Source organism: Pseudomonas sp. TMP9 (assembly GCF_037943105.1).
Lineage (GTDB): Bacteria > Pseudomonadota > Gammaproteobacteria > Pseudomonadales > Pseudomonadaceae > Aquipseudomonas.
The window spans coordinates 2,809,691-2,835,598 of the sequence record NZ_CP149803.1; the positions used below are offsets into that span (position 1 = coordinate 2,809,691).

The following is a 25,908-nucleotide window of genomic DNA, read 5'->3' on the forward strand; positions in this document are numbered from 1 at the left end:
CTGACACAACGCCAGCCTTCAGGTGCCTTCGCTGAACCCTCGACAAGGCTCAACTTCATTGTTGAACCGCTGCAGAAACCCAGGGTTACCAACAATAAACTTCTTCGAAAAATAAACACCTAGCGGCTTATTTTGCTGCAAGACACTCCGCAGTGTGCCTTCGAGTGCCTGCTCGCTAATTAGCTTATCCATCACCAGATTGTTCGCCAAGATCGCCTCAATGCGTCCTGCTCGCAGCATATTGAGCAGGCCTATGGTGTCGCGAGGCGGAACCGCTACTCGATAGCCATTTTCACCTAACCAATCGAGCATATTGGCGCCAATAAAACTGCTCACTTGCCCGTTTTCACGAAAACCTGCACTGAGCGGGTCAGTCGGATTGCCTGTCAACAAGTACCAGCGCCACTGCTGCTCAGCAATAACCGCAGACGATACCGCGAAAGCATCACGCTCTTCATTGCGTGAGCCGGCAAAGAAACCATCAGCTCCGCCGCTCTTCACCAGCTTTTGGGCGCGCGCCCACGGCAATACCTGAATATCGTAAGGCGTACCGATTCGGTCGAGGACACAGACAACCACCTCCACGGCGATCCCACGCAAGCGCTCATCCGCGGGGTCCCTGTAGCTGTAGGGCGGTAAGTCATGGGTAGTCAGACGCAGAATGCCCTCATCCGCCGATGCGACCGGCATCAGCAAACACAGCAAGAGGGACCAGACGTGGTCATAACGCATAATCAAAGCACCGAAGGGGCGAGAGCGCCGGGCGTTCTAGCGAGTGTAGAAGACGGGCCAGAGCCCGCTCTATTTCTACCCAACTTGGTCTAGCGCTTGATGGTCTTAAGCAAATCTTGCGGAGTGATATAGCCCACCGCGCCGCTGTTGCTGGCGGCACTGCCCGGCTGTGGCTGATGCAGGATATGGCCCTTCATCTTGCCGATGATGTGCATCTCGCAGGGTTTGCAGTCGAACCTCAAGGTTAGCACTTCGTCCTGATGAATTAGCTGCATGTCCGATACTTTGGTGCGCACACCGGTGACGCCTTTGGCCTGCTTGGGGCACAGGTTGAAGGAGAAGCGCAGGCAGTGTTTGGTGATCATCACCGGCACTTCACCCGCTTCTTCATGGGCCTCGTAGGCCGCGTCGATCAACTGCACGCCATAGCGCTTGTAGAAGGTGCGAGCCTTGTCGTTGTAGACGTTAGCGAGGAAGGTCAGGTGCGACTCGGGGTAGACCGGCGCTGGCACGCTGACCGGCTTGCGCCCGCCACGGGGATGGACAGCAACACGGGCCTGGGTCAGCGCTTCAATGGCTTCGCGGCGCAGGGCTTTGAGCTGCGAGCCGGGGATAAATGGCACGGCCTCACAGTCGATCTGCACAGCGGTGCTGTAGTACATCGTGGTGCCCAGCTTGCTCAAGGTGTCGGCCAGTTGCTCGCGGGACTGCTGGGCATCCTTGGCGGCGGCGAACGGCCCATTCAGGCTAACGCTGGCGACCACGCCCTCTTCGCTGATTACACTCAGGTGCAACTGATCACCCTGCAACGCCACCTGCCAGCTGACGGCGACGCGGCGCTCGGCGGAAGTCTTCTGCAGGGCCTGTTGCCAGTTGTGGTCGAGGTTGCGGTTAAGCGGGTGCTGCGGCCGAACGCGCTGCATGGCCTCAGGCATTTCGTTGGGCTCGACGCGGTAGCGGTAGCGCTTCTCGCCGTCTTCCTCAAACTCGCTTTTCAGCTCGCAGATATTGCTGCGAAAGCCCACCACTTCGCGCTTGATCAGCACGTTCAAACCATCGCCATTGGACAGCGGTGTGTCGGTGACGGCAATCAGGTCACGCTTGCCGACTTTCTCGACATAACCCACCGACAGTCCGGTAAAGGTCGGCGAATCGAACGCGCCGATGTCTACCTTGCGATCGGTGACGAAGTAGTCGGTGCTGCCACGGTGGAAGGTTTTGTCGGTGTCAGGGCTGAAGAAGTGCTCGGTGCGACCGCTGGCGGCGCGGGCAAGATGCGGACGCTGTTCGAGAATGGCGTCGAGCTCCTGGCGGTAATGCGCGGTGATGTTCTTCACGTAGCTCATGTCTTTGTAGCGCCCTTCGATCTTGAACGAGCGCACGCCGGCATCCACCAGATAAATCAGGTTGTCGGTCTGGTTGTTGTCCTTCATCGACAGCAGGTGCTTATCAAACGCCACTACGCGGCCCTGATCATCTTTCAGGGTGTAGGGCAGGCGGCAAGCCTGCGAGCAGTCGCCACGGTTGGCGCTACGGCCGTTCTGCGCGTGGGAGATGTTGCACTGCCCGGAGAACGCCACGCACAGCGCGCCGTGGATAAAGAACTCGACCGCCGAATCGACGTTCTTGCAGATGTTGCTGATTTCTTCCAGGTTCAGCTCGCGAGCCAGCACCAGCTGCGAGAAGCCAGCGCCATCGAGGAAGCGGGCTTTCTCCAGGGTGCGGATGTCGCACTGGGTACTGGCGTGGATCTCGATAGGCGGCAGGTCCATCTCCATCACGCCCATGTCCTGAACGATCAGCGCATCAATGCCGGCCTCGTACAGCTGCCAAATCATCTGCCGCGCCGGCTCCAGCTCATCCTCATGCAGGATGGTGTTGAGGGTGACGAACACCCGCGCATGGAACAGGTGGGCAAACTGCACCAGCTCAGCAATATCCGCCACGCTGTTGCTGGCGTTGTGCCGCGCGCCAAAGCCGGGGCCACCGATGTATACCGCGTCGGCGCCATGCAGAATGGCCTCCTTGGCAATAGTGGTATCGCGCGCAGGGCTGAGCAGTTCGAGGTGGTGCTTGGGCAGGGACATGGCGTGGGCATCGGGGCAATCAATCAGGCCGGGCATTTTACCCTTAAAGCTGAATTTATATGTGGCCGTCGGGCAGCGGCCAAAACACTGGATAGGCATACAGACAAAAGCCCGCGTAGAATTGGCAGGCCATTCACTTGGATTCCATGCGCCCCCCTCTCCCTAACCCTCTCCCCCGGAAGGGAGAGGGGACGGATAGCGTCCAACCGACGTTTAAGTGAGTGGCATAACGCTTAGCATTGTCCGATCAGACTGAATCGAGAAACACACGGTGGACTTACAACAGGGCTTCATCCTCACCCGCCACTGGCGTGATACGCCGGCCGGGACGCAGGTGGAGTTCTGGCTGGCCACCGATAATGGCCCGCGCCTGCTGCGCTTGCCGCTGCAAACCTCGGTGGCGTTTATTCCGGCTGCGCAGCGCGCCCAGACCGAAGCACTGCTGGCCAACGAAAGTGGCGCTGAGCTGCGCCCGTTGGCGCTCAAAGACTTTCAGCAGCGGCCGGTGCTGGGCCTGTATTGCCAACAGCATCGCCAGTTGATGGACCTCGACAAACGCCTGCGGCGCGCTGGCGTAACGGTGTACGAGGCCGACGTGCGCCCGCCGGAGCGCTACCTGATGGAGCGCTTTATCACCGCACCGGTGCTGTTCGCCGGCACGGCTGATGCGAACGGCCTGCTGCTGGATGCGCAAGTCAAACCTTGTGGCGACTACCGCCCGACGCTCAAGCTGGCCTCACTGGATATCGAAACCAATGCCTTCGGCGAGTTGTACTCGATCGCCATCGAAGGCTGCGGCCAGCGCAACGTATATATGCTCGGCCGTGCGCCGGAGCAGCCGCCAGAGGTGGACTTTCAGCTTGAATATTGCGCCAGCCGTGGACAGCTCCTCGAACGCCTCAATCAGTGGATGGCGCAACATGACCCGGACGCGATCATCGGCTGGAATGTGGTGCAGTTCGACTTACGCGTGCTGCACGGACACGCGCGCAGCCTGGCTATCCCCTTGCGTTTGGGGCGCGACGGCAGCGAGATGCAGTGGCGCGAACACGGCAGCGCGAACGGGCACTTCTTCGCTGACGCGGCGGGCCGGCTGATCATCGACGGCATCGAGGCGCTTCGCTCAGCGACCTGGAGCTTCCCCTCGTTCAGCCTGGAAAACGTCGCGCAGACCCTGCTCGGCGAAGGTAAGGATATCTCCACGCCGTACCAGCGCATGGACGAAATCAACCGCATGTTCCGCGAGGACAAACCCGCCCTGGCGCGTTACAACCTGCGCGACTGCGAGCTGGTGACGCGCATCTTCGGCAAAACCGCGATCCTCGACTTCCTGCTGGAGCGCGCCACGGTCACCGGCCTCCCCGCTGACCGCAGCGGCGGCTCGGTGGCGGCTTTCGAGCACCTGTATATACCGCTGATGCACCGCCGTGGTTTTGTCGCGCCGAACCTAGGCGACAACCCGCCGCAAGCCAGCCCCGGCGGTTTTGTCATGGAGTCGCAGCCGGGGCTGTATGAGTCGGTATTGGTGCTCGACTACAAGAGCCTGTATCCGTCGATTATTCGTAGCTTTCTGATCGACCCGGTGGGGCTGATCGAAGGCCTGCGTCAGCCGGACGATGCGCACTCAGTACCGGGCTTTCGCGGTGGGCGTTTTTCCCGCAGCGAGCATTGCCTGCCGGCGATTGTCGAGCGCGTGTGGCAGAGCCGTGAGGCGGCCAAGCGTGAGCACAACGCGCCGCTGTCGCAGGCGCTGAAAATCATCATGAATGCCTTCTACGGCGTGCTCGGCTCCAGCGGCTGCCGCTTTTTCGACACGCGGCTGGCCTCCTCCATCACCCTGCGCGGCCACGAAATCATGGCCCGCACCCGCGCGCTGATCGAGGCCGAGGGTTATCGGGTGATTTACGGCGACACTGACTCCACCTTCGTCTGGCTACAACGCCTGCATGACGACACTGACGCGGCGCAGATCGGCCGCGCGCTGGTGGCTAAAGTGAATGCCTGGTGGGCTGAACATCTACACAGCGAGTACGGCCTGAGCAGCGCTTTAGAGCTGCAATACGAAACCCATTACCGACGGTTTTTGATGCCGACCATTCGCGGCGCCGAGGAAGGCAGCAAGAAGCGCTACGCAGGCTTAGTCAGCCGCGCCGGCGGTAGCCACGAGATGGTCTACAAAGGCCTAGAAACCGTGCGCAGCGATTGGTCGCCACTGGCTCAACAGTTTCAGCGCGAGCTGTATGAGCGCATCTTCCTCAACCAGCCTTATCAGGATTATGTGCGCGACTATGTTGAGCGCACCTTGAATGGCGAACTGGATGAGTTGCTGGTGTATCGCAAACGCCTGCGTCGCACGCTTAGCGATTACGAGCGCAACGTGCCGCCCCATGTACGCGCCGCGCGCTTGGCCGACGAATACAACGCAGCGCACGGTCGGCCGCTGCAATACCAGCGCGGCGGCTGGATCAGCTACGTGATCACCACCGCTGGCCCACAACCGCTAGAAGCGCGCAACGCCGCCATCGATTACGACCACTACCTGACCCGCCAACTGCAACCCGTAGCCGATGCCATCCTGCCGTTTGTCGACGATGATTTCGCCACCCTGATTGGTGGGCAATTGGGCTTGTTTTAAACGCACCGTAGGGTGGATGACGCTTCACCCATCCACCCTACGGTGATCAACATGGTGGATGAAAAGAGCGTCATCCACCCTACATCTGAATCGCGGCTAGAGCCTCCCAGATTATCCTCCAACCAGCCCCCAGCTTACGCCACGCTGACTGGAGCCACCGGCGCCACGGCCTTGGGTTTACGAAACACCAGCACGTTACCCAGCATCACCAGAAACAGGCCGAACAACGCCGGGGCCGTCCATTGGTAGCCTTCAACAAATACCGAGATGTTCAGCGCCACCACCGGGAACAGCACGGTGCAATACGCCGCGCGCTCTGGCCCCATGCGCCCGACCAGGGTTAGGTAGGCGGTAAAGCCGACCACCGAGCCGGGGATCGCCAAGTACAGCAAGCTACCGATGTAGCGGCTGTTCCACTCGAAGCCGAACGGCGTACCGCTGACCAAACAAATCGTCACCAGCATCAACGCGCCATAGAGCATGCCCCAGGCGTTGGTGGTCAGCGGTTTGAGCCCGGCTTTCTGCTGCAGGCTGGAAAGCATATTGCCGGCGGAAAAAAGCAGCGTGCCGATGACCGCCAAACCAATTCCCAGCAGGGTTTCATGACTGGCCTCATGCCCAGCCAACTCCGGCCAGAACAACAACGCCAGACCACCGAGGCCCAGCGCGCCACCGGCCAGCACATTGGCAGCGATCTTCTGCTTGAAAAACACCCGCGCGTTGATTGCGTTCCACAGCGTGGCGGTGGAGAAAATCACCGCGACCAAACCGCTGGGTATCCACTGACTGGCAGTGTAGAAACACATGAAATTCAGGCAGAACAAGCACAACCCCTGCACCAGACAGATTAACTGGCCGCGCTTATCGACTTTTTGTAGACGACCACTGAGCAGCAGAATGGTAAACAGCACCAGCGAGGCCAGGGCAAAGCGATAAGCGATGGACGCGGCAATCGCCACTTCACCTAATTGCATCTTGAGGGCGATCCAGGTGGTGCCCCAGATCAGTACGGTCAACAGATAGAGCGACAGGTTCATCAACAGACTCCCTTTGAATGCTCAGGAGTCTGCGCCAGGTCAGCCTGGATGTTCTTGCACAAACTTGCGCTTTTAATCCGCCAGCCTGACGAACAATGTTGCGCCGATGGTGGGTTATGCCGCCTGCTGAGTGGTGTTGAGGCTCGGCAATCCCGCGCGCGGCTGACCCACCCTACGAAGAATCGCCGCCCAACGTAACCCGCCGCGCAAGGCAGGTTGATGGCCGGGGTAGGTTGGCGTTGTGCGAAGCGAAGCCCAACAGAGATTGGCACGCACCGTTGGTGCTTCTGCGCTGCGCACCTCAACCCAACCTACCCGTCAACAATCCCTTGAATGCCGTGGCAAACCAATGGAAATCAGCGCCGCCAGCAGGACAAAAGCCGAGGAAATCCACAGACAAGCCTCCAGGCCATAGGCCTGATAGACCCAGCCCGACAGCAGCGTGCCGAGCAGCCGGCCGGCGGCGTTGGACATGTAATAGAAGCCCACGTCCAGCGATACGCCGTCCTCCTTGGCGTAGCTGACAATCAGGTAGCTGTGCAGCGAGGAGTTCACAGCGAACAGCACGCCAAACAGCATCAGCCCGCCGAGCAGCACCCACTGCGCGGATAAGTCACTGTGCAAACCCAGCGCAATCGTCGCTGGCAACCCGGCCAATAGCGCAGCCCAGATAAACGCGGCGCGGCCATCCGGTAACTGGCCGCTGGCTTTACCGGTGATGGCAGGAGCGAAGGACTGCACGATGCCGTAACCGATCACCCAGGCCGCGAGAAAGATGCCCACCTGCCACACGTCCCAGCCCAATACGCTGGACAGATAGACCGGCAGCGCGACGACAAACCACACATCGCGGGCACCAAACAGGAACAGCCGCGCCGCCGAGAGCAGGTTGATCGCACGGCTCTTAGACAGCATGTCGCGAAACTTTGGCTTGGCCTTGGCCTTGCCCAGGTCTTTTTTCAACAGCAGCAAGCTGGCCAGCCAGATCAACGCCAACATGGCGGCCATCAACAAAACAGCACCACCGAAACCGAGCAGCGCCAACAGCGCGCCGCCCATAAAGAAGCCCACGCCTTTGAGCGCATTCTTTGAACCGGTAAGGATTGCCACCCACTTGTACAAAGTGCCCTGCTGGCTGTTCGGCACCAGCAGCTTGATCGAGCTTTTCGCGCTCATTTTATTCAGGTCTTTGGCGATTCCCGATAGTGCCTGCGCGCCCATTACCCACGGGATGGTCAGCCAGACCGCTGGCACCGTCAGCATCAGCAAGGCCGCCACCTGCAGACCCAGGCCGATATTCATGGTGCGATTCAGCCCCAGCCGCGCGCCCAGATAACCGCCGAGCAGATTGGTGACCACACCGAAAATTTCATAGAACAAAAACAGCGCGGCGATCGCCAACGGTGAATAACCGAGGCTATGGAAATGCAGCACCACCAGCATGCGCAGCGCGCCGTCGGTGAGGGTAAAGGCCCAATAGTTGCCAGTGATCAGCAGGTATTGGCGCACGTCGGGGGCGAGGCGGGATAAGGCGTACATCGAGGAAACCTTATGGCGATTGGCAAAAGTCGATGGGGAGCGCTGTGTTCAACCTACGCGGCCCGACCCATCCTACAAACCAGACCGTAGGGTGGATGGCGCTTTATCCATCCACCAGACAGCGATGGTGGATGGATAAAGCGCCATCCACCCTTCAGATCAATCCGCCGCTCCGACCATCCGCGCCAACTCCACCGTGCGGTTGGCGTAGCCCCATTCGTTGTCGTACCAGGCATACAACTTCACCTGAGTGCCGTTGATGACCAGGGTCGACAGTGCATCGATGATCGAAGAGCGCGGGTCGGTGCGGTAGTCGATGGACACCAGCGGGCGCTCCTCATAGCCGAGAATCCCGGCCAACGGGCCCGTGGCGGCCGCCTTGAACAGGGCGTTAACCTCCTCCACCGTGGTCGCCCGCTCCACTTCAAATACACAATCGGTCAATGAAGCGTTAGCCAGCGGTACGCGCACGGCGTGGCCATTCAGCTTGCCGCGCAGCTCGGGGAATATTTCGGCAATCGCCGTGGCCGAACCGGTGCTGGTCGGGATCAGGCTCATGCCACTGGCCCGCGCGCGGCGCAGGTCTTTATGAGGCTGATCGAGAATGCTCTGGGTGTTGGTCAGGTCGTGAATGGTGGTGATCGAGCCGTGGCGGATGCCGAGGTTTTCGTGGATCACTTTAACCACCGGGGCCAGGCAGTTGGTGGTGCAGGACGCGGCGGTGACGATGCGGTGCACAGCCGGATCGAACAGCTGCTGGTTAACGCCCATGACGATATTCAGCGCCCCGGCCTCTTTCACCGGCGCACTGACCACCACACGTTTCACCCCCTGATCGAGATAGCCCTGCAGCATCGCCACGGTCTTCATCTTGCCGCTGGCTTCGATGACCAGATCGCAGCCGGACCAGTCGGTATCGGCGATGGCCTTATTGGCCGTGACCTTGATCGCCTGACCGTCGATCAACATGGTCTCGCCTGCACTGCTGGCCTCATGCTGCCAGCGGCCATGCACCGAGTCGAAATTGAGCAAGTGCGCATGGGTCGCGGCATCGCCGGCCGGATCGTTGATCTGCACAAACTCGAATTCCGGCCAGCCCCAGGCGGCGCGTAATGCCAGACGGCCGATACGGCCAAAACCGTTGATACCTACTTTAATAGCCATGGGTGATGGTCTCGCTAAGTGATTAAACAGAACGCGGGGCGAACATGATGATCGCCATGCCGGACAAGGCTACAGCGGCCCCGAGCAAATCCCAGTGGCTTGGCCGAATGCCATCCACCAGCCACAACCAAACGATTGCCGTCGCCACATACACCCCGCCATACGCCGCATACACCCGCCCGGTAGCAGTCGGATGCAGGGTCAGCAGCCACACAAACAACGCCAGCGAAGCGGCGGCCGGCAGCAACAGCCAGATTGTCTTGCCTTGCTTGAGCCACAGATACGGCAAGTAGCAGCCTAGGATTTCAGCCACAGCCGTGAGCGCGAACAGGCCGAGGGTGTTGAGCATGCTCATCTAAACCTCAAAACGGGGCCAGCGGGGATGCTGGTAATATCGAAGGGCTGAAACATGGCGGTTACCTGTTAGATGGCGGTCTGATTGACGCGCTTGGTTAACTGCTCAGCCGTCTCTTTGCGTTCGGAGTAGCGGTCCACCAGGTAGTCCGCTTGCGCGCGTAGCAGCAGGGTGAACTTGACCAACTCCTCCATCACATCCACCACTCGGTCGTAATAGGCTGAGGGTTTCATCCGCCCCGCCTCATCAAACTCAAGAAAAGCCTTGGCCACCGAGGACTGATTGGGGATGGTGAACATGCGCATCCAGCGCCCGAGCACACGCATCTGGTTCAACGCGTTGAACGATTGCGAGCCGCCACTGACCTGCATCAAGGCTAAGGTTTTACCCTGGGTCGGCCGCACGGCACCCAGGGTCAGGGGGATCCAATCGATCTGCGCCTTGAATACGCCGGTCATCGCGCCGTGGCGTTCCGGCGAGCACCAGACCATGCCTTCACTCCAGAGCACCAGTTCGCGCAACTCCTGAACCTTGGGGTGATCCTCGGGGGCGTCATCCGGCAGCGGCAGGCCGCTGGGGTTAAAGATGCGTGCCTCGGCCCCGAATTGCTCAAGCAGACGCACGGCCTCTTCGGTCAGCAAACGGCTGAAGGAGCGCGCCCGGTTCGAGCCATACAGCAGCAGGATGCGCGGCTTGTGCAGCACAACAGGCTTGGCCGGTCGCTCATGCGTCAGCAAATCGAGCACAGCGGCATCAATATTAGGCAGTTCGGCGATCATGCTCTTACTCCGAGGAAAGGGGCCTTAACTGCACAGTGAAGCGCGGTCCGGACGGTCACGCATGCAGTGCAAGCGCAGGCGGTCCTCCGCCAGTTGCGGGTCATCCGCCTTGAGTACCTGCGTCAGAACCTCGTTGATCCAGGCCGGAAGCTGCGGATGCAGGCGGTAATACACCCACTGCCCGGCTCGGCGATCCTGCAACAAGCCGCTGCTACGCAGTTGCGCCAGATGGCGGGAGATTTTCGGCTGGCTTTCCTGCAGGGCCGCGGTCAACTCGCAAACGCACAGCTCACCTTCCTGGGCGATCAACTGCGTCATACGTGCGCGGGTTTCATCTGCCAAGCATTTGAAGACCGCGGTGGGTCTCAAGATTTCGAGCATGCAAACCTCATCGTTTGCGCGCGGGGAAAACCGCGACGCTTAAATTCGATTCGGCGAATATATGAAAATATGCATATGCTGTAAAACGAATATTCTGCAATCAGCAAGAACTTGAGTATTCGTTGACCCAGATACCGTACAGGCTCTGCCGGGCGCGTAAGCTCAATCTCCAAAAGGGCCGATACCCGTGAGCACATAAAAAGGACTGCGCATGGAACTGTTCAAATGGCTGAATGACCAACTGCTGCGCATGGACTGGCTGGCCTGGCTGGTGCGTGTGCTGCTGGAGGACGGCTTCGGCATGGACATGGCCGGCCGCGTCGGTGCCAGCCTGCATTTCTTTATCTACGATGTGATCAAGATTTTCATCCTGCTCGCCGTGCTGATTTTCAGCATTTCCTGGGTGCAGAGTTATTTTCCGCCCGAGCGTACCCGGCGCATTCTCGGCGGCATGAGCGGCTTTAAGGCCAAACTCACCGGCGCGCTGCTCGGCACCATCACGCCCTTTTGCTCCTGTTCGTCGATCCCGCTGTTTATCGGCTTTACCAGTTCCGGTCTTCCGCTGGGCGTGACCTTTGCCTTTCTGATCTCCTCGCCGCTGGTGGACCTGGCCTCGGTGATTTTGCTGGCGAGTATCTTCAACTGGTCGATTGCCATCGCCTATGTGCTGATCGGCCTGGTGCTGGCAGTGCTTGGCGGCACACTGATCGGCCGCGCGAAGATGGAGCGCTATGTCGAAGCTTTTGTGATGCACAACCCGGTGCTCGACATCCCACAAGAGCAGCTGACGCGCCGCGACCGCGCCCAGTTCGCCTGGGCGCAAGTCAGCGATATTTTCACCCGGGTGTGGTTGTACGTCTTGATCGGCGTTGGCATTGGCGCGGCCATCCATAACTGGATTCCCACAGGCTGGATCGAAGCGCTGCTCGGCCAGGAAAATTGGTGGTCGGTGCCGCTGGCGACGCTGCTGGGCATTCCGATGTATGCGGATATTTTTGGCACCCTGCCGATTGCCGAAGCGCTGGTCGGCAAAGGCATCGGCCTGGGCACGGCGCTGGCTTTTATGATGGCAGTGACGGCGCTGTCGCTGCCGTCACTGATCATGCTCAAAAAAGTGGTCAAGACGCCGCTGCTGGCATTGTTCTTCGGCATTGTGACGGTTGGCATTGTGCTGATCGGCTATTTGTTTAACGCGTTCGCCTATCTGTTTATCTAACGAGTGGAGCACAGCATGATCATCAAAATCCTCGGTTCCGGTTGCAAGAAATGCATCACCCTGAGCGAAAACACCCAAGCGGCGCTCACCAACCTTGGCCGCGAGGCACAGGTACTCAAGGTGACCGACATCGCCGAAATCGCCGCCCACGGCGTGATGTCGACACCCGCGCTGGTGATTGACGGCACCGTGGTATCAGTCGGCAAGGTCCTGAGCACCAGCGATGTAGAAAAACTGCTGAGTGCCTGAGTCATGTGCCGCCTTGCACAACCTTGCGCTTTTCTGCGCTCATGGGCTGGCACCGCGCAACGCTCGGCGTAGCATGCTGCGACGGAGGATTTATGTCGCAACTTGAGCACTTACAGGTTTTCCAGAGCATGTACAGTTCACCGCACACTCGCCTGCACCGCAGCGCCGAGCTGGGCGATGGGCTGGCGGCTGCCGAGTGGAGTAACCGCCATGACGCCCGCGACTATCAGGCCCCCAGCCACCACACCCTGTCCTGCTACCTGGCCGGCGGCACTGGCACCTTCCGCCGCGAACGTCCGCACAGCAGAGGCGCGTCGGACAAACTATGCGTCCTGCCCGCCGGGCATCAGTCGGCCTGGGTGATCAATGGTGAGATCCAACTGGCGCACCTGTACATCAGCCAAGAGCAGTTCGCCCTCGCCGCCGTTCATCTGCTGGACCGCGAACCGCGCGAACTGGAACTGCGCGAAGGTACCTTCCTTGATGATGCGCAGCAGGCCCAACGTTTTCGCCAGCTCAGCCAGCTTGACTGGGCCGAGCCGGCCGACCGCCTGCTCAGCAGCACCTTGGCGCATGGCCTGATCAACCACGCACTGCTGTCACAGGTTAGCCGCCGTGAAGGCCTGCGTGTGACTGGCGGCCTTGCACCCAGCCAGCGCCGACAGCTGCGCGAGTTTATCCAGGCCAACCTCAGTGAGCCGCTGAGCCTGGCACAGCTGGCCGGGTTATGCGCCCTCTCCGAATACCACTTCGCCAGGATGTTCCAGCTCAGCTTCGGCTTGCCGCCCCACCGCTATGTGCAGGCTCAGCGCTTGCGCCATGGTCAGCAACTGCTCCATCACAGCAACCTACCCCTGACCGAGGTGGCTCTTAACTGCGGCTTTGCCAGCGCCAGCCACTTCAACAACCGCTTCCGCCAAGCGTTTAAGGCCACACCGGGGCAGTACCGCGCGGCGCTGCAACGTCGCTAGAACGCTCGCCTTTGCGCGCCAAACGACAGCGCTACGGCTTAATTCCAGACATAGAGGGCGCATAGGTTCGCGCCCAGCAACCGAGAAGCGCCTGCTAAACCCATGCTGGCTGTGCAAGAATCATCGGCTGCTCTTGAGAAAGCTGCCCATGCCACGATTCACTTTTGCGCTCAGCCGGGTCATCTGATGGCCATCGATATCCTGCATTTACGTCTGGACGACTGGCGCGCTGAATTCGGCGTGGGCGATCTGCAGCGCGGTCAAGGTTACGCCGCGCAAGGCCGCAGCCGCCTGCTCAGCCTCAAGGACAGCACCCTGCTGGCCAGCTGCCGGGGCTCAGGCAGCCAAACCTATCAGCAGCGCATCAGCCTGAATCACTTCGGCCAAGGGTGGAGCGTCAGCGGCAAATGCAGCTGCCCGGTGGGCTTCAATTGCAAGCATGTCGCCAGTGCCCTGCTCACCCTGCAAAGCCAGCAAGCGCAGGGCGTCGACCTTTCGCCGCTGATCGTCAGCAACCCAGAAGCACGCGAGGAGCGCCTGGAGGGCTTGCAACCGAGTCCCGTGCTGAGTCTGGGCAGCTTGATACGGGTGCACTTCGACGCGCGCAAGGGCCGCATGCAGGAACAAACCCAGCACCGCGCCGCCTTGGCCTTCGACTACCAGGGCCATCCGGTAGCGGGCAAACAAGGCAAGGACCTGCTGATTAAACAAAGCCCGAACCAAAGCCTGCGGATCGTGCGCGATCTCGACGCTGAAGCGCAGCTGCGCAAACGCCTGCAGCAGGCAGGCTTGCAGGTCTCGCTTAGGCAGAGCGAGGCGCTGCCGGAAAGCGCCGGCGAAGCCTATGAGCAAGGCAACGATGCCGCCTGGCTGCTGTTTGTCCGCGAGCAGTTACCGCTGCTGCGCGAAGAAGGCTGGCAGATTCGGATGCAGCCGGACTTCCAATTCAACCTAGCCCAGGTCGATGACTGGTACGCCGAGGTCGAGGAAGACCCCGAGCAGACTTGGTTCGACTTGGAACTGGGCATTGAGGTCGAAGGCCAGCGCATCAGCTTGCTGCCGATTCTGCTGCAAGCCATCCGTCATAAGCCTTGGCTGCTCAACGGCGAGGCGCTGAGTAAACGTGACGACGAAGAGGTGCTGCTGGTCAGCCTGCCCAACAACCATAAGCGTGCGGCCTTACCGTTGGCCCGTTTGAAACCATTGCTGGCCACCCTTGGCGAGCTGTTTGTGCGCGAGCCTGGCGAATCCAACCAACGTCTACGTTTGTCTCGCCTGGACGCCGCGCGGCTGAATCATCTGCAAGAAGGCCCCGCCCTAAGCTGGCAAGGCGGCAGCCAGGTGCGCGACTTCGCCGAGCGCTTGCAACGTCTAGACGGTGCCACGCTGCAACCACCACCCGGCCTGCTGGCAGAGCTACGCGGTTACCAACTGCAAGGTCTGGCTTGGATGCAGGGGCTGGCCGAGCTGGGCGTGGGCGGCCTGCTGGCTGATGACATGGGCTTGGGCAAAACCCTGCAAACCCTTGCGCACATCCTCTGCGAGCATCAAGCCGGGCGCTTGCAGCAACCCGCGCTGATCGTCATGCCCACCAGCCTGATCCCTAACTGGCAGGACGAAGCGGCGCGTTTCACCCCGCAGCTGAAGGTGCTGGCTCTCTATGGGCCGAAACGCCGGGCGCTGTTTAAGCAGATCGCCGAACACCAGATCATCCTCACCACCTACGCCCTGCTGCCGCGCGATCTCAAGGCGCTCTCGGCTTACAGCTACCGCCTGCTGATCCTTGATGAAGCGCAGAACATCAAGAACCCGCGCAGCAAAGCCGCCATCGCCGCCGGGCAACTGCAGGCCGGGCAACGCCTGTGCCTGACCGGCACACCGCTGGAAAATCACCTCGGCGAGCTGTGGTCGCTGTTCAACTTCCTCATGCCTGGCTGGCTCGGCGACAGCAAAAGCTTTACCCGCGACTACCGCACACCCATTGAGAAGAACGCGAATGAACTGCGTTTGGCGCACCTGACTGGGCGGATCAAACCTTTTATCCTGCGCCGCACCAAGGAGCAGGTGGCCAGCGAGCTGCCGCCGAAAACTGAAATCACCCACTATGTCGAACTCAGTGCAGCGCAACGTGACCGTTATGAAACCCTGCGCTTGGCCATGGACAAAAAGGTCCGTGACGAGATCGCCCGCCAAGGTTTGGCCCGCAGCCAAATCGTCATTCTCGAAGCACTCTTACGCCTGCGCCAAGTCTGCTGCGACCTGCGCTTGCTGGGTGATGAGGCCGACAGCCGCCTAACCAGCGCAGATTCGGGCAAGCTCAGCGGCTTGCTGGAGCTGCTTGATGCGCTGTTTACCGAAGGTCGTCGCGTGCTGCTGTTCTCGCAGTTCACCTCAATGCTGGCGCTGATCGAAACCGAGCTGAACGCGCGCAACATCCCTTACGCCAAACTCACCGGCAGCACCAAAGACCGGCGCGCCCCGGTGCAGCAGTTTCAGGCCGGTACGCTGCCGATCTTCCTGATCAGCCTTAAAGCCGGTGGCGCGGGGCTAAACCTGACCGCTGCAGACACGGTGATCCACTTTGACCCGTGGTGGAACCCCGCCGTCGAAGCTCAAGCCAGCGACCGCGCTTATCGCATTGGCCAGGACAAGCCAGTGTTCGTCTATAAGTTGATCGCTCGCGGCAGCGTCGAAGAGAAAATCCAGCACTTGCAGCAAGCCAAAGCTGACTTGGCGCGTGGGGTGCTATCCGGCGGCAGCCAATCCCAGCTGCAGCTTAGCGAAGATGACTTGCAGGCCCTGCTTGCACCTTTAAGCAACTAATTCTGCCGCTTGCTTCACTGCATCAGGCCGCAATTTTTTAGCGCCTCGAGCGCGCCATAACGCACCTGCGCAGCGTGAGGATACGCACGCACAGGTTACAGATTCGACTAGGGTACTGACCGGCACAGCAATTGCTGCTGTTCAAATGCGAGCAAGTTCTTTATGCTCGCAACCACTGTACAAATAAACAGTTTATTGCAACCCATTAGCGTGAAGGCGTAGAGGTGATGAATGGCCGTCGAAGTGGTGTACCGCAGCAGCCGGGATTTGGAGCGTTTATTCATGGATAAAGCCGAAGCCGACCGTCATGACAAAATGCTCGAACTGGCCGAGTTGCTCACCGAGGTGCTGCAAAAAGCGGTGCCTTCGCTGAATGACGCCCAAGGTGAAGAGCTGGGTATCTACATGGCGAAAAACCGCGAAATCTTCGCCAAGGCATTTAAGAATCAGCCCGATGCCCTGAGTGAATTGAGCGAGCCTGCCGCCGAGTAACACGCGCAGCGCTTAACAAAACCTCAGCCCTGTGGCTGGGGTTTTGTCGTTTTAGGCTAAGCAGGATTGGCCCATGGAATAACGGTGCTGGACGAAGTGCACGCACTTGGCTACAAGTGCCAGAGCCACTTGGAGATTGTCATGGACCCTCGCGCCGCCTGCCTAGCCTGCTTACAGCCACCCACGCCGCGGCTTTTGGAAGCTGCACTGTGGCTCGCGGCGGAGCATCAGCCTACCTTGCAGCCGCTGGAGGTTTTGCAGCGCTTTAATGACTTGCTGCTGCAGGTGCGCCAGGGCTTGCCGGATCTGCCGAGCCGGCAACTGGCCCAGCCCTTGTTACAGCGCCTGAACGCATTACAGTTCCAAGAAGATGATGAGTACCCACTGCGACCGCACTCGGCGCTGCTTAACAGGGTGCTGCAACGTCGCTGCGGCCAGCCCCTGAGCTTGGCCATCGTGGCTATGGAGCTGGCGCAACGCTTAGGGATAGCGCTCCACGGGGTGAGTTTCCCGGGTCACTTTCTAGTGCGTGCGCCAGGCGCCGACCACCTGCTCGACCCCTGCAGTGGCCGCCGCTTGTACACCCGCGAATGCCGCGATTTGCTGCAACAGCACATGGGGCCCAATAGCGAACTGCAGGCCAACTACCTAGAGGCCTGTGATGCGCACAGCATGCTGCAACGCCTGTCGCGCAACCTGCGCCAACTGCACCTGAACGCTGGCGAGCCACTGGCGGCGCTAAAAGATGCCGAGCGGGTGCTGCAATTTGGCCCCGCGACCGTACCTGATCACTTGGCGCGCGCTGAAATCTATCAGCGGCTTGATTGCCCGCAAGGTGAGCGCTTTGATCTGCACCATGCCCTGTTGCTGTGCGACGACCCCAGCCAACGCTTGCAACTCAGTCAGCGTTTGCGCCAACTGGAACGCGGCCCGGCGCTGCACTAGCCCTTGCCCTTGCCCTTGCCCAACTGTAACGATTTACGAGCAGTGTATTGAAATAGATACAAGGCCTCCGCATCAGTATTCTCGGCGCCTGCCAACGCCTAAGTCGCCACAGCCCCCTGAAGCGTATTTATATCGATACAGTCGCCATACCCAGCGCCTCCTATAAAAAACATAAACCATTGTTTTAATTAACTATTTTTATAATGGCACCTAGCTTGCTTTAGCTGTATTCGAACGCTTGCCGGCAAACGTAAGCGTCCCGCACATCGCCCACAACAGAAAGGGCGAGTCATACCCCTTGAGGAGTTCACATGAGCGAATTGCGTTTTACTGTTGAGCACGAATGGCTGCGTCAGGATGCTGATGGCCTGATTACGGTAGGCATTACCGCCTTCGCCCAAGAAGCCCTAGGCGACGTGGTTTTTGTGCAGCTGCCAGAGGTTCAGGCCTACGCCGTAGACGATGAAGTGGCCGTGCTGGAATCAGTAAAAGCGGCAAGCAATATCGCCATGCCGCTGGACGGTGAGGTGGTCGAGGTCAATGGCGAGTTAGAATCCAGCCCTGAACTGGTCAACGAAGACCCCCTGGGTAAGGGCTGGTTCTTCCGTTTCCGCCCGGCCAATGCCAGCGCCATGGCCGAGTTGCTCGACCAAGCTGCTTACGAACGCCTGCTCAATGCCAATGCTGACGCCTGAGAGAGTGATATGACCACGCTGACCACCCAGAACGAATTTGTCGCCCGGCACATTGGCCCACGCGAGGCCGATACCGCGGCCATGCTCGACCTGCTCGGCTATGCCAGCATCGACGCGCTGACTGACAACGTCATCCCCGAGACCATCAAGGGCACCAGCGTACTGGGCTCTCAGCCGGGCCTGTCGGAAGCCGACGCCCTAGCCAAAATCAAAGCCATTGCTGGCAAAAATCAGCAATTCAAAACCTACATCGGCCAGGGCTACCACGGCACCCACACGCCAAGCCCAATCCTGCGTAACCTGCTGGAAAACCCGGCTTGGTACACCGCGTACACCCCCTACCAGCCAGAAATATCCCAAGGCCGCCTTGAGTCCCTGCTGAACTTTCAGACGCTGATCACCGACCTTAGCGGCATGCAGATCGCCAATGCCTCCTTGCTTGATGAGGCCACCGCCGCTGCCGAAGCCATGACCTTCTGCAAGCGCCTGTCAAAGAACAAGGCCAGCAACGCCTTCTTCGCCTCCCAGCATTGTCACCCGCAAACCCTTGACGTGCTGCGCACCCGTGCCGAGCCGCTGGGTATTGAGGTTGTCATTGGCGATGAAGCCGCAATTACTGACGCCAGCGCTTACTTCGGCGCGCTGCTGCAGTACCCGGCGAGCAACGGCGATATCTTCGATTACCGCGAACTGGTTGAGCGCTTCCACGCCGGCAATGCACTGGTTGCCGTGGCCGCAGATCTGCTGGCCCTGACCCTGCTGACCCCGCCGGGCGAATTCGGTGCCGACGTCGCCTTGGGCAGCGCCCAGCGCTTTGGCGTGCCACTGGGTTTCGGTGGCCCACACGCGGCCTACTTTGCCACCCGTGATGCATTCAAGCGCGACATGCCAGGCCGTTTGGTCGGCATGTCGATTGACCGTTTCGGCAAGCCGGCCCTGCGCTTGGCCATGCAGACCCGCGAGCAACATATCCGCCGCGAGAAGGCCACCAGCAACATCTGTACTGCCCAAGTGCTGCTGGCCAACATCGCCAGCATGTACGCGGTTTATCACGGCCCGAAAGGTCTGACGCAGATCGCCCAGCGCGTGCACCAGTTCACCGCCATTTTAGCCAAGGGCCTGCGCGCCTTGGGCTACCACGTCGAGCAGGAAGGCTTCTTCGATACCTTGAGTTTGGCCACCGGCAGCAAAACCGCTGAGCTGCACAATAAAGCCCGCGCAGCCGGCATCAACCTGCGTGAAATCGACAGCGAGCGCCTGGGCCTGTCCCTCGACGAAACCACCGACCAAGCCGCTGTTGCAGCCCTGCTGGTAGTATTCGCCGAAGGCAAAGCGACACCCGCTTTCAATGAGTTGGCAGCCGGCGTCACCGCCCAATTGCCCCATGGCTTGCTGCGCAAATCGGCAATCCTCGCCCACCCGGTGTTCAACCGTTACCACAGCGAAACCGAGCTGATGCGCTACCTGCGCAAGCTGGCCGACAAGGACTTGGCACTGGACCGCAGCATGATCCCGCTGGGCTCGTGCACCATGAAACTCAACGCCGCCAGCGAGATGATCCCGGTGACGTGGGCTGAGTTTGGCAACATGCACCCCTTTGCGCCTGCCGAGCAAAGCCAGGGTTACACCCAGCTGACCACCGAGCTGGAGGCCATGCTCTGCGCCGCCACCGGTTACGACGGTATTTCCCTGCAGCCGAATGCCGGCTCTCAAGGCGAGTACGCCGGCCTGCTGGCGATTCGTGCTTATCACCTGAGCCGTGGCGATGATCAGCGCGATATCTGCCTGATCCCGCAATCGGCTCACGGCACCAACCCGGCGACCGCGAGCATGGTCGGCATGCGTGTGGTAGTGACGGCGTGTGACAGCAGCGGTAACGTCGACATCGCCGACCTCAAAGCTAAGGCTGAGGAGCACAAAGACCGCCTCGCCGCACTGATGATTACCTACCCGTCCACCCACGGCGTGTTCGAAGAAGGCATTCGCGAGATTTGCGCAATCATTCATGATCACGGCGGCCAGGTGTATATCGACGGCGCCAACATGAATGCCATGGTCGGCCTGTGCTCACCGGGCAAGTTCGGCGGCGATGTATCGCACCTGAACCTGCACAAAACGTTCTGTATCCCCCATGGTGGCGGCGGCCCAGGTGTTGGCCCGATTGGGGTCAAGTCGCATCTAATTCCGTTCCTGCCCGGCCACGCCAGCATGGCCCGTAAAGAAGGCGCCGTCAGCGCCGCACCGTTTGGCAGCGCCAGCATCCTGCCAATCACCTGGATGTACATCAGCATGATGGGCGGCGAAGGTCTTAAGCTTGCCTCGCAGATGGCCATTCTTAATGCCAACTACATCGCCCGCCGCCTCGAAGAGCACTACCCTGTGCTGTATTCAGGCAGCAATGGCCTGGTGGCGCACGAGTGCATTCTCGACATCCGCCCCATCAAGGACAGCAGCGGCATCAGTGTTGACGACGTGGCCAAGCGCTTGATCGACTTCGGCTTTCACGCCCCGACCATGTCCTTCCCAGTAGCCGGCACCCTGATGATCGAGCCGACCGAAAGCGAATCCAAGGAAGAACTGGACCGCTTCTGCGACGCCATGATCGCCATCCGCGAAGAAATTCGTGCGGTGGAGCGCGGTGAGCTGGATGCCACCGACAACCCACTGAAGAACGCCCCGCATACCGCCCTAGAACTGGCGGGTGAGTGGAGCCACCCCTACAGCCGCGAGCAGGCGGTGTACCCGTTGGCTAGCCTGATCGACGGTAAATACTGGCCGCCGGTCGGCCGCGTGGACAACGTGTTTGGCGATCGCAATTTGATCTGCGCTTGCCCGTCCATCGAGGCGTACCAGGAGGCGTGAGGAGCCTGTGCCGCTGACCCCGAAGGTGAGCGGCAACCGTAGCCCGGATGAAATCCGAGAAGCTTTCGAAAACTTCCCCGGACTTCATCCGGGCTACACGCTCGGTTAACCCCAAGTATTTTCGATTCACCTCAAGCCGAGGCGGGTCGGCTGCACCCACAAAAACAATAAGCCTGAACCAGACATCCTTCGCAGTGCAGCTTGCTAAGCTGCAGACACCGTTAGCGTGAATCCTCTGGTCATTACGAATCGAGGCTGGTGTTAGGGCAATGGCGCACCCCGGAGCAACGCATGTCACTTAGCGTTTTTGACCTGTTCAAGATCGGCATCGGCCCTTCCAGCTCGCACACCGTCGGGCCAATGCTCGCCGCCGGGCGCTTTGCCGAAGGCTTGCGCCGCGACGCCTTGCTGGCCAGCACCGAGCGCATCAAGGTCGAGTTATACGGCTCGCTGGGCGCAACCGGCAAAGGCCACGGCAGCGACACAGCGGTGCTGTTGGGCCTGGAAGGCGAACAACCGGATACAGTCGAAACCGCCTCAGTGCCCGCGCGTCTGGCGCAGATCCGCAACAGCGGTCAAGTGCGATTGCTCGGTGAAAAACCCATCGCCTTTGTGGAAAAACAGCACCTGAGCATGGTCCGAAAACCGCTGCCGTTTCACCCTAACGGGATGATCTTTCGCGCGTTTGACGCCGCGGGTTTGCAGCTCTGTTCGCGCGAATACTACTCGGTGGGCGGCGGCTTTGTGGTCGATGAACAGGCGGCAGGAACCGGCAGAGTTGTCGAAGACAGCACGACGCTGCACTACCCCTTTACGACCGGCAAACAGCTGCTCGCGCATTGCAGCGCACACAACCTGTCGATCAGCCAAGTCATGTTGGCCAACGAAGCGGCTTGGCGCCCGGAAGCTGAAACCCGCACACGCCTGCTGCATATCTGGCAAGTGATGCAGGACTGCGTTGAAGCGGGTTGCCGCAATGAAGGCATCATGCCCGGCGGGCTTAAGGTCAAGCGCCGCGCCGCTGCCCTGCACCGGCAACTGTGCAAGCACCCGGAAACCAGCTTGCGTGACGCCTTGAGCGTGCTCGACTGGGTCAACCTGTATGCCTTGGCGGTGAATGAGGAAAACGCCAGCGGCGGCCGCGTGGTCACAGCGCCAACTAATGGCGCAGCCGGTATCGTGCCAGCGGTGCTGCATTATTACAGCCGCTTTATTGCCAGTTCTAACGACGACGGCATCGTGCGCTTTCTGCTGACCGCTGCGGCAATCGGCATTTTATATAAAGAGAATGCCTCGATCTCTGGCGCCGAAGTCGGCTGCCAAGGTGAAGTCGGCGTCGCCTGCTCCATGGCCGCTGGCGCGCTCTGTGAAGTGCTCGGCGGCAACGTTAACCAAGTTGAAAACGCCGCTGAGATTGGCATGGAACACAACCTTGGCCTGACCTGCGACCCCATTGGTGGCTTGGTGCAGGTACCCTGTATCGAACGCAACGCCATGGGCTCAGTGAAAGCCATCAATGCCGCGCGTATGGCTCTGCGGGGCGATGGCCAGCATTTTGTATCCCTGGATAAAGTGATCCGCACCATGCGTCAGACCGGTGCCGACATGAACAACAAGTACAAAGAAACTGCCCGCGGTGGCTTGGCCGTCAATATTGTCGAATGCTGATTCGCCATAGTGCGCCCACGATTTGCCGCGTTCTGAACTGTCACACAAAAACCATCCCCCTCGCCCCTCTGGGGTGATGGCTAGGGAGAGGGGCGATGTAGACCCCACCCACCACATTTATGGAGAACTGCATGACCAGTGAAACTTTGGCGAAAACCCCACTCCACACCCTGCATGTTGAACTCGGCGCACGCATGGTGCCTTTCGCCGGCTATGACATGCCGGTGCAGTACCCGCTCGGCGTAATGAAAGAGCACCTGCACACCCGCGAACACGCCGGCCTGTTCGACGTCTCGCACATGGGCCAGATCATTTTGCGCGGTGCCAGCGCCGCTAAAGCACTGGAAAGTCTGCTGCCGGTGGACATCATCGACCTGCCAGTGGGCATGCAGCGTTACGCCATGTTCACCGATGAGAACGGCGGCATCCTGGATGACTTGATGGTGGCCAACTTGGGCGATGGCACCTTGTTTTTGGTGGTCAACGCAGGCTGTAAGCATCAAGACTTGGCTCACTTGCAACAGCATATCGGCAGTCAGTGTGCGGTTGAGAGCTTGTTTGAAGCCCGCGCACTGTTGGCGTTACAAGGCCCGAAAGCGGTTGATGTGTTGGCACGCCTGGCCCCAGAAGTGGCACACATGACGTTTATGCAATTCGCCCCCGTGCGCTTGCTCGGTGTGGATTGCTACGTCAGCCGCTCCGGCTACACCGGCGAAGACGGCTTCGAGATTTCGGTGCCCGCTGAACACGCTGAAATGCTGGCCCGCAGCCTGCTGGCCGAACCCGAAGTACACGCCATTGGCCTCGGCGCGCGAGACTCGCTGCGCCTCGAAGCGGGCCTGTGCCTGTATGGCCACGACATGAGTACAGGCGTCACGCCGATCGAAGCCAGCCTGCTGTGGGCGATCTCCAAATCACGCCGCGACGGTGGCGCACGCGCTGGCGGCTTTCCGGGTGCTGCGCGCATCTTCGCCCAGCAACAACAAGGCGTTGCCAGCAAACGCGTCGGCCTGCTGCCGCAAGAACGTGTGCCGGTACGTGAAGGCGCAGAAATTGTCGATGCCGACGGCAATATGATCGGCACCGTCAGCAGCGGCGGCTTTGGCCCAACCTTAGGGGCACCGGTGGCCATGGGTTATGTGCAAAGCAGCCATATCGCCCTGGGGACCGAACTATGGGCCATGGTGCGCGGCAAGCGTGTGGCTATGAAAGTGGCTAAAACTCCGTTCGTGCCCCAGCGCTACTACCGCGGCTGACAGCGGCCAAAAGCGGCTGTTGTAGGGTGGACATGGCGCAGCCTTGTCCACCGCAGACGGCTTTTATGGCGAACATCGCAGCGCTTATATGCCCCAGCCATTGCTAGGTGAGTGAGCCCAATGGCTAATCGTTTTGGCTCGCTCAGCCTAATCGCGCAGTTGCCCAACCATCACCGCCGCTACGCTGAGCACGTCCTTACCCAACTGCTTGGAGCGCACACCGTTCCAGCCGGTGTGCGGGTTGGGCCGGTCGTCGTGATCTTTAAACGGCATTTCAATGGTAAACGCCAGGCAGTCAAACTCCAGCCCCACCGCGTTGCAGGCCAAGGTGGTATTGGCTTGGCCAGGGTTGTTGCGCGGGTAGCCAAAGGTGCTTTGAAACTCAGCCCCCTGATCAATCAGCAACTGGCGGAACTGCTGCTCCAGACGATCGAGGCGCGGGCTATAACCCGGATTACCTTCGCAACCGGCGGCAAACACGTGAGGGATTTCCTCGTCGCCATGGATATCCAAAAACAAGTCAACGCCGACGGCACGCATCTGCTGCTGGACGAAAACCACCTCGGGGCTATCCGCCTCGTCGGCTGACTGCCAAGCACGGTTAAGGTCGCGACCGGCGAAGTTAGTGCGCAGATGACCGCGAAAAGCGCCGTCCGGGTTCATATTCGGCACCAGGTACAGATCCGCCTGTTGCAGCAACGCATTCAGTTCAGCGTCATCCGATCGCTGCACACGTTCCAGTAGCCCCTCCATAAACCATTCGGCCATGTGTTCGCCTGGGTGCTGCTGGGCGATGACCCATATGTTGCGCGGTGCCTGCGGGTTGCGGCTGATGCGCAGCAACTCGATGGCGCGCCCCTCAATGCTGCGGCCGGTGGCAACCAGTTCGGCACCGCTCAAGCGCTGTGCGTCTTCGATCAGCTGTGCATGACGCTCACGGCTGTAAGGCTCGAAGTAGGCAAACCAGACCTGCGGCTGCTCGGGGGTTATGTCGAACATCAGCGCGCCGTCGGCATAACGGCTGGGCACACGAAACCAGTTACGCTGATCATATGACGCCACCGCGTGATAACCCGCCCAAGCACGCGCATAAGACGATTGCCCGGCATTAGTCAGACTAAAGCAGTGCGGCTGGCCTAGCTGCAGACCTTCGGCCTTAAAGTGAAACCATTGGAAGTGGTTACTGTTAAGGTCAGGGCGAATCGCTAATTGCACCTGCCGCACATTACTGGCGTCGATGACCACGATATTGCCGCTGTCGAAGTTGGAACTGATCTGCATAAGTACCTCTAAGGCTACTGATAGGCCGTTAGGCATTAGAGTCGCAGCTCTGGCCGACCGGCGAAACGCCAGAGGCGACAAAGTTATATGGAATCGCCCCTGCGCGATCACATTTAGCAAACTCAGTGGGCACGACGCAGCAGCGCTTGCCCAGGCGGCTGAATTGCGGCAAACGACCTACCCGCACTTGCAACAGGAGAGAGGCACGCATGCTTATTGGTTATTCACACGCGGCAGTGTTGGTTATGTTGCTGATACTCGGCGGCTGCGCCGGTTCATCACCCAGCACCCCGCCTGCCGCAGCCGACACGGTTGAGACGGCAACAATTACGCAAGGCGCTGTGCCCGCTGACATGCAGCTGCAGGCTAACCGTGGCGACCTCGACAGCCAATTCCAGCTGGGTAGCTGGTATTTCGTGCGCCAACCCAAGGACCTCAAAAACGCCGAGTACTGGTGGAAACAGGCCGCCGACAAAGGCCATGCGCTGGCAGCGGTCAGCCTGGCTTTTCTCTACACCGGCCGTGACAACCCAGCGCTCAACAACCCCGCGCTGATGCTTAAGTACTTAAGCCAGTCTGCCGCAGGCAATAACCCGATGGCTCAGCACGTCCTTGGCAACTTCTACCTTGAGGGTGAGCACGGTGTGCCGAAAGATGCCTACCAAGCTCACGCGTTGTTCTTGAGCGCCTGCCAACAAAACTATGCGCCCAGTTGCGCGGCGCTCAAGCAAAAGCCCTGAA

21 protein-coding genes are annotated in these 25,908 nt (G+C 60.0%); 12 read left to right on the forward strand and 9 right to left on the reverse strand.

The annotated features are described in order from the left end of the window. Nucleotides 1-18: 18 nt before the first annotated feature. Together WF513_RS13410 and WF513_RS13415 are read right to left on the reverse strand one after the other, a co-directional pair. Nucleotides 19-732 carry a transporter substrate-binding domain-containing protein gene (locus WF513_RS13410; protein ID WP_339079880.1) on the reverse strand — a complete coding sequence of 238 codons (714 nt, stop codon included), beginning with the start codon at nucleotides 730-732 and terminating at the stop codon, nucleotides 19-21. A gap of 89 nt (nucleotides 733-821) precedes the next feature. Then, nucleotides 822-2,819 (reverse strand): U32 family peptidase, encoded by a 1,998-nt coding sequence (locus WF513_RS13415; protein ID WP_339083581.1) that lies wholly within the window; start codon nucleotides 2,817-2,819, stop codon nucleotides 822-824. A 271-nt stretch (nucleotides 2,820-3,090) separates the two neighbouring features. Here WF513_RS13415 and WF513_RS13420 point away from each other — a divergent pair, with 271 nt between their 5' ends. Next, entirely contained in the window at nucleotides 3,091-5,454 is a 2,364-nt protein-coding gene (locus WF513_RS13420) for a DNA polymerase II (protein WP_339079881.1), read from the forward strand. Between the two features lie 134 nt (nucleotides 5,455-5,588). Here the strand turns inward: WF513_RS13420 and WF513_RS13425 are convergent, their stop codons facing one another. The 6 genes from WF513_RS13425 to WF513_RS13450 all read right to left on the reverse strand — a co-directional run bounded on the left by WF513_RS13425 (nucleotide 5,589) and on the right by WF513_RS13450 (nucleotide 10,709). Further along, nucleotides 5,589-6,491, reverse strand: coding sequence for a DMT family transporter (locus WF513_RS13425; RefSeq protein WP_339079882.1), 903 nt, complete (start codon nucleotides 6,489-6,491; stop codon nucleotides 5,589-5,591). 318 nt (nucleotides 6,492-6,809) lie between these two features. Further along, complete coding sequence (gene arsJ / locus WF513_RS13430; RefSeq protein WP_339079883.1) at nucleotides 6,810-8,030, reverse strand: organoarsenical effux MFS transporter ArsJ; 1,221 nt, start codon at nucleotides 8,028-8,030, stop codon at nucleotides 6,810-6,812. 159 nt (nucleotides 8,031-8,189) lie between these two features. Then, a complete protein-coding gene (locus WF513_RS13435) occupies nucleotides 8,190-9,194 on the reverse strand; it encodes an ArsJ-associated glyceraldehyde-3-phosphate dehydrogenase (RefSeq protein ID WP_339079884.1) in 1,005 nt (334 codons plus the stop codon). Nucleotides 9,195-9,216: 22 nt separating this feature from the next. After that, the gene (locus WF513_RS13440; protein WP_339079885.1) at nucleotides 9,217-9,549 is read right to left on the reverse strand and encodes a YnfA family protein; all 333 of its coding nucleotides are present in this window, start codon (nucleotides 9,547-9,549) and stop codon (nucleotides 9,217-9,219) included. A gap of 68 nt (nucleotides 9,550-9,617) precedes the next feature. Then, entirely contained in the window at nucleotides 9,618-10,328 is a 711-nt protein-coding gene (gene arsH, locus WF513_RS13445; protein ID WP_339079886.1) for an arsenical resistance protein ArsH, read from the reverse strand. 24 nt (nucleotides 10,329-10,352) lie between these two features. Then, nucleotides 10,353-10,709 carry a metalloregulator ArsR/SmtB family transcription factor gene (locus tag WF513_RS13450; RefSeq protein WP_339079887.1) on the reverse strand — a complete coding sequence of 119 codons (357 nt, stop codon included), beginning with the start codon at nucleotides 10,707-10,709 and terminating at the stop codon, nucleotides 10,353-10,355. A 211-nt stretch (nucleotides 10,710-10,920) separates the two neighbouring features. Here WF513_RS13450 and WF513_RS13455 point away from each other — a divergent pair, with 211 nt between their 5' ends. The 10 genes from WF513_RS13455 (at nucleotide 10,921) to gcvT (ending at nucleotide 23,886) form a co-directional block, all read left to right on the forward strand. Continuing rightward, complete coding sequence (locus WF513_RS13455) at nucleotides 10,921-11,925, forward strand: permease (protein WP_339079889.1); 1,005 nt, start codon at nucleotides 10,921-10,923, stop codon at nucleotides 11,923-11,925. Between the two features lie 15 nt (nucleotides 11,926-11,940). Beyond that, on the forward strand, nucleotides 11,941-12,174 hold the full coding sequence (locus tag WF513_RS13460; RefSeq protein ID WP_339079890.1) for a thioredoxin family protein: 234 nt from the start codon (nucleotides 11,941-11,943) through the stop codon (nucleotides 12,172-12,174). Between the two features lie 92 nt (nucleotides 12,175-12,266). Next, entirely contained in the window at nucleotides 12,267-13,145 is an 879-nt protein-coding gene (locus WF513_RS13465; protein ID WP_339079891.1) for an AraC family transcriptional regulator, read from the forward strand. 186 nt (nucleotides 13,146-13,331) lie between these two features. Then, nucleotides 13,332-15,968, forward strand: a complete 2,637-nt coding sequence (locus tag WF513_RS13470; protein WP_339079893.1) for a DEAD/DEAH box helicase — start codon at nucleotides 13,332-13,334, stop codon at nucleotides 15,966-15,968. Between the two features lie 231 nt (nucleotides 15,969-16,199). Next, nucleotides 16,200-16,460 (forward strand): YebG family protein, encoded by a 261-nt coding sequence (locus WF513_RS13475; protein ID WP_339079894.1) that lies wholly within the window; start codon nucleotides 16,200-16,202, stop codon nucleotides 16,458-16,460. 141 nt (nucleotides 16,461-16,601) lie between these two features. Beyond that, entirely contained in the window at nucleotides 16,602-17,405 is an 804-nt protein-coding gene (locus WF513_RS13480; protein WP_339079895.1) for a transglutaminase family protein, read from the forward strand. Nucleotides 17,406-17,716: 311 nt separating this feature from the next. After that, the gene (gcvH, locus tag WF513_RS13485) at nucleotides 17,717-18,100 is read left to right on the forward strand and encodes a glycine cleavage system protein GcvH (RefSeq protein WP_339079896.1); all 384 of its coding nucleotides are present in this window, start codon (nucleotides 17,717-17,719) and stop codon (nucleotides 18,098-18,100) included. Between the two features lie 9 nt (nucleotides 18,101-18,109). Further along, entirely contained in the window at nucleotides 18,110-20,962 is a 2,853-nt protein-coding gene (gene gcvP, locus WF513_RS13490) for an aminomethyl-transferring glycine dehydrogenase (protein WP_339079897.1), read from the forward strand. 291 nt (nucleotides 20,963-21,253) lie between these two features. Next, entirely contained in the window at nucleotides 21,254-22,630 is a 1,377-nt protein-coding gene (locus WF513_RS13495) for an L-serine ammonia-lyase (RefSeq protein ID WP_339079899.1), read from the forward strand. Between the two features lie 131 nt (nucleotides 22,631-22,761). Next, on the forward strand, nucleotides 22,762-23,886 hold the full coding sequence (gene gcvT, locus WF513_RS13500; protein WP_339079900.1) for a glycine cleavage system aminomethyltransferase GcvT: 1,125 nt from the start codon (nucleotides 22,762-22,764) through the stop codon (nucleotides 23,884-23,886). 147 nt (nucleotides 23,887-24,033) lie between these two features. On the opposite strand, the gene WF513_RS13505 is transcribed toward gcvT, so the two are convergent. Then, the gene (locus WF513_RS13505; RefSeq protein WP_339079901.1) at nucleotides 24,034-25,167 is read right to left on the reverse strand and encodes a M14-type cytosolic carboxypeptidase; all 1,134 of its coding nucleotides are present in this window, start codon (nucleotides 25,165-25,167) and stop codon (nucleotides 24,034-24,036) included. Between the two features lie 209 nt (nucleotides 25,168-25,376). On the opposite strand from WF513_RS13505, the gene WF513_RS13510 reads away from it, so the two are divergent. Then, nucleotides 25,377-25,907 (forward strand): tetratricopeptide repeat protein, encoded by a 531-nt coding sequence (locus WF513_RS13510; protein ID WP_339079902.1) that lies wholly within the window; start codon nucleotides 25,377-25,379, stop codon nucleotides 25,905-25,907. Nucleotide 25,908: the final 1 nt, after the last annotated feature.

Bases quoted from the DNA above. Each gene is read 5' to 3' on its own strand.
- gcvP (WP_339079897.1), top strand. From the start codon at position 18,110: ATGACCACGCTGACCACCCAGAACGAATTTGTCGCCCGGCACATTGGC.
- WF513_RS13505 (WP_339079901.1), bottom strand. From the start codon at position 25,167: ATGCAGATCAGTTCCAACTTCGACAGCGGCAATATCGTGGTCATCGAC.
- WF513_RS13410 (WP_339079880.1), bottom strand. From the start codon at position 732: ATGCGTTATGACCACGTCTGGTCCCTCTTGCTGTGTTTGCTGATGCCG.
- WF513_RS13425 (WP_339079882.1), bottom strand. From the start codon at position 6,491: ATGAACCTGTCGCTCTATCTGTTGACCGTACTGATCTGGGGCACCACC.
- WF513_RS13470 (WP_339079893.1), top strand. From the start codon at position 13,332: ATGGCCATCGATATCCTGCATTTACGTCTGGACGACTGGCGCGCTGAA.
- gcvT (WP_339079900.1), top strand. From the start codon at position 22,762: ATGACCAGTGAAACTTTGGCGAAAACCCCACTCCACACCCTGCATGTT.
- gcvH (WP_339079896.1), top strand. From the start codon at position 17,717: ATGAGCGAATTGCGTTTTACTGTTGAGCACGAATGGCTGCGTCAGGAT.
- WF513_RS13480 (WP_339079895.1), top strand. From the start codon at position 16,602: ATGGACCCTCGCGCCGCCTGCCTAGCCTGCTTACAGCCACCCACGCCG.
- WF513_RS13475 (WP_339079894.1), top strand. From the start codon at position 16,200: ATGGCCGTCGAAGTGGTGTACCGCAGCAGCCGGGATTTGGAGCGTTTA.
- arsH (WP_339079886.1), bottom strand. From the start codon at position 10,328: ATGATCGCCGAACTGCCTAATATTGATGCCGCTGTGCTCGATTTGCTG.
- WF513_RS13455 (WP_339079889.1), top strand. From the start codon at position 10,921: ATGGAACTGTTCAAATGGCTGAATGACCAACTGCTGCGCATGGACTGG.
- arsJ (WP_339079883.1), bottom strand. From the start codon at position 8,030: ATGTACGCCTTATCCCGCCTCGCCCCCGACGTGCGCCAATACCTGCTG.
- WF513_RS13440 (WP_339079885.1), bottom strand. From the start codon at position 9,549: ATGAGCATGCTCAACACCCTCGGCCTGTTCGCGCTCACGGCTGTGGCT.
- WF513_RS13495 (WP_339079899.1), top strand. From the start codon at position 21,254: ATGTCACTTAGCGTTTTTGACCTGTTCAAGATCGGCATCGGCCCTTCC.
- WF513_RS13465 (WP_339079891.1), top strand. From the start codon at position 12,267: ATGTCGCAACTTGAGCACTTACAGGTTTTCCAGAGCATGTACAGTTCA.
- WF513_RS13415 (WP_339083581.1), bottom strand. From the start codon at position 2,819: ATGTCCCTGCCCAAGCACCACCTCGAACTGCTCAGCCCTGCGCGCGAT.
- WF513_RS13450 (WP_339079887.1), bottom strand. From the start codon at position 10,709: ATGCTCGAAATCTTGAGACCCACCGCGGTCTTCAAATGCTTGGCAGAT.
- WF513_RS13435 (WP_339079884.1), bottom strand. From the start codon at position 9,194: ATGGCTATTAAAGTAGGTATCAACGGTTTTGGCCGTATCGGCCGTCTG.
- WF513_RS13460 (WP_339079890.1), top strand. From the start codon at position 11,941: ATGATCATCAAAATCCTCGGTTCCGGTTGCAAGAAATGCATCACCCTG.
- WF513_RS13510 (WP_339079902.1), top strand. From the start codon at position 25,377: ATGCTTATTGGTTATTCACACGCGGCAGTGTTGGTTATGTTGCTGATA.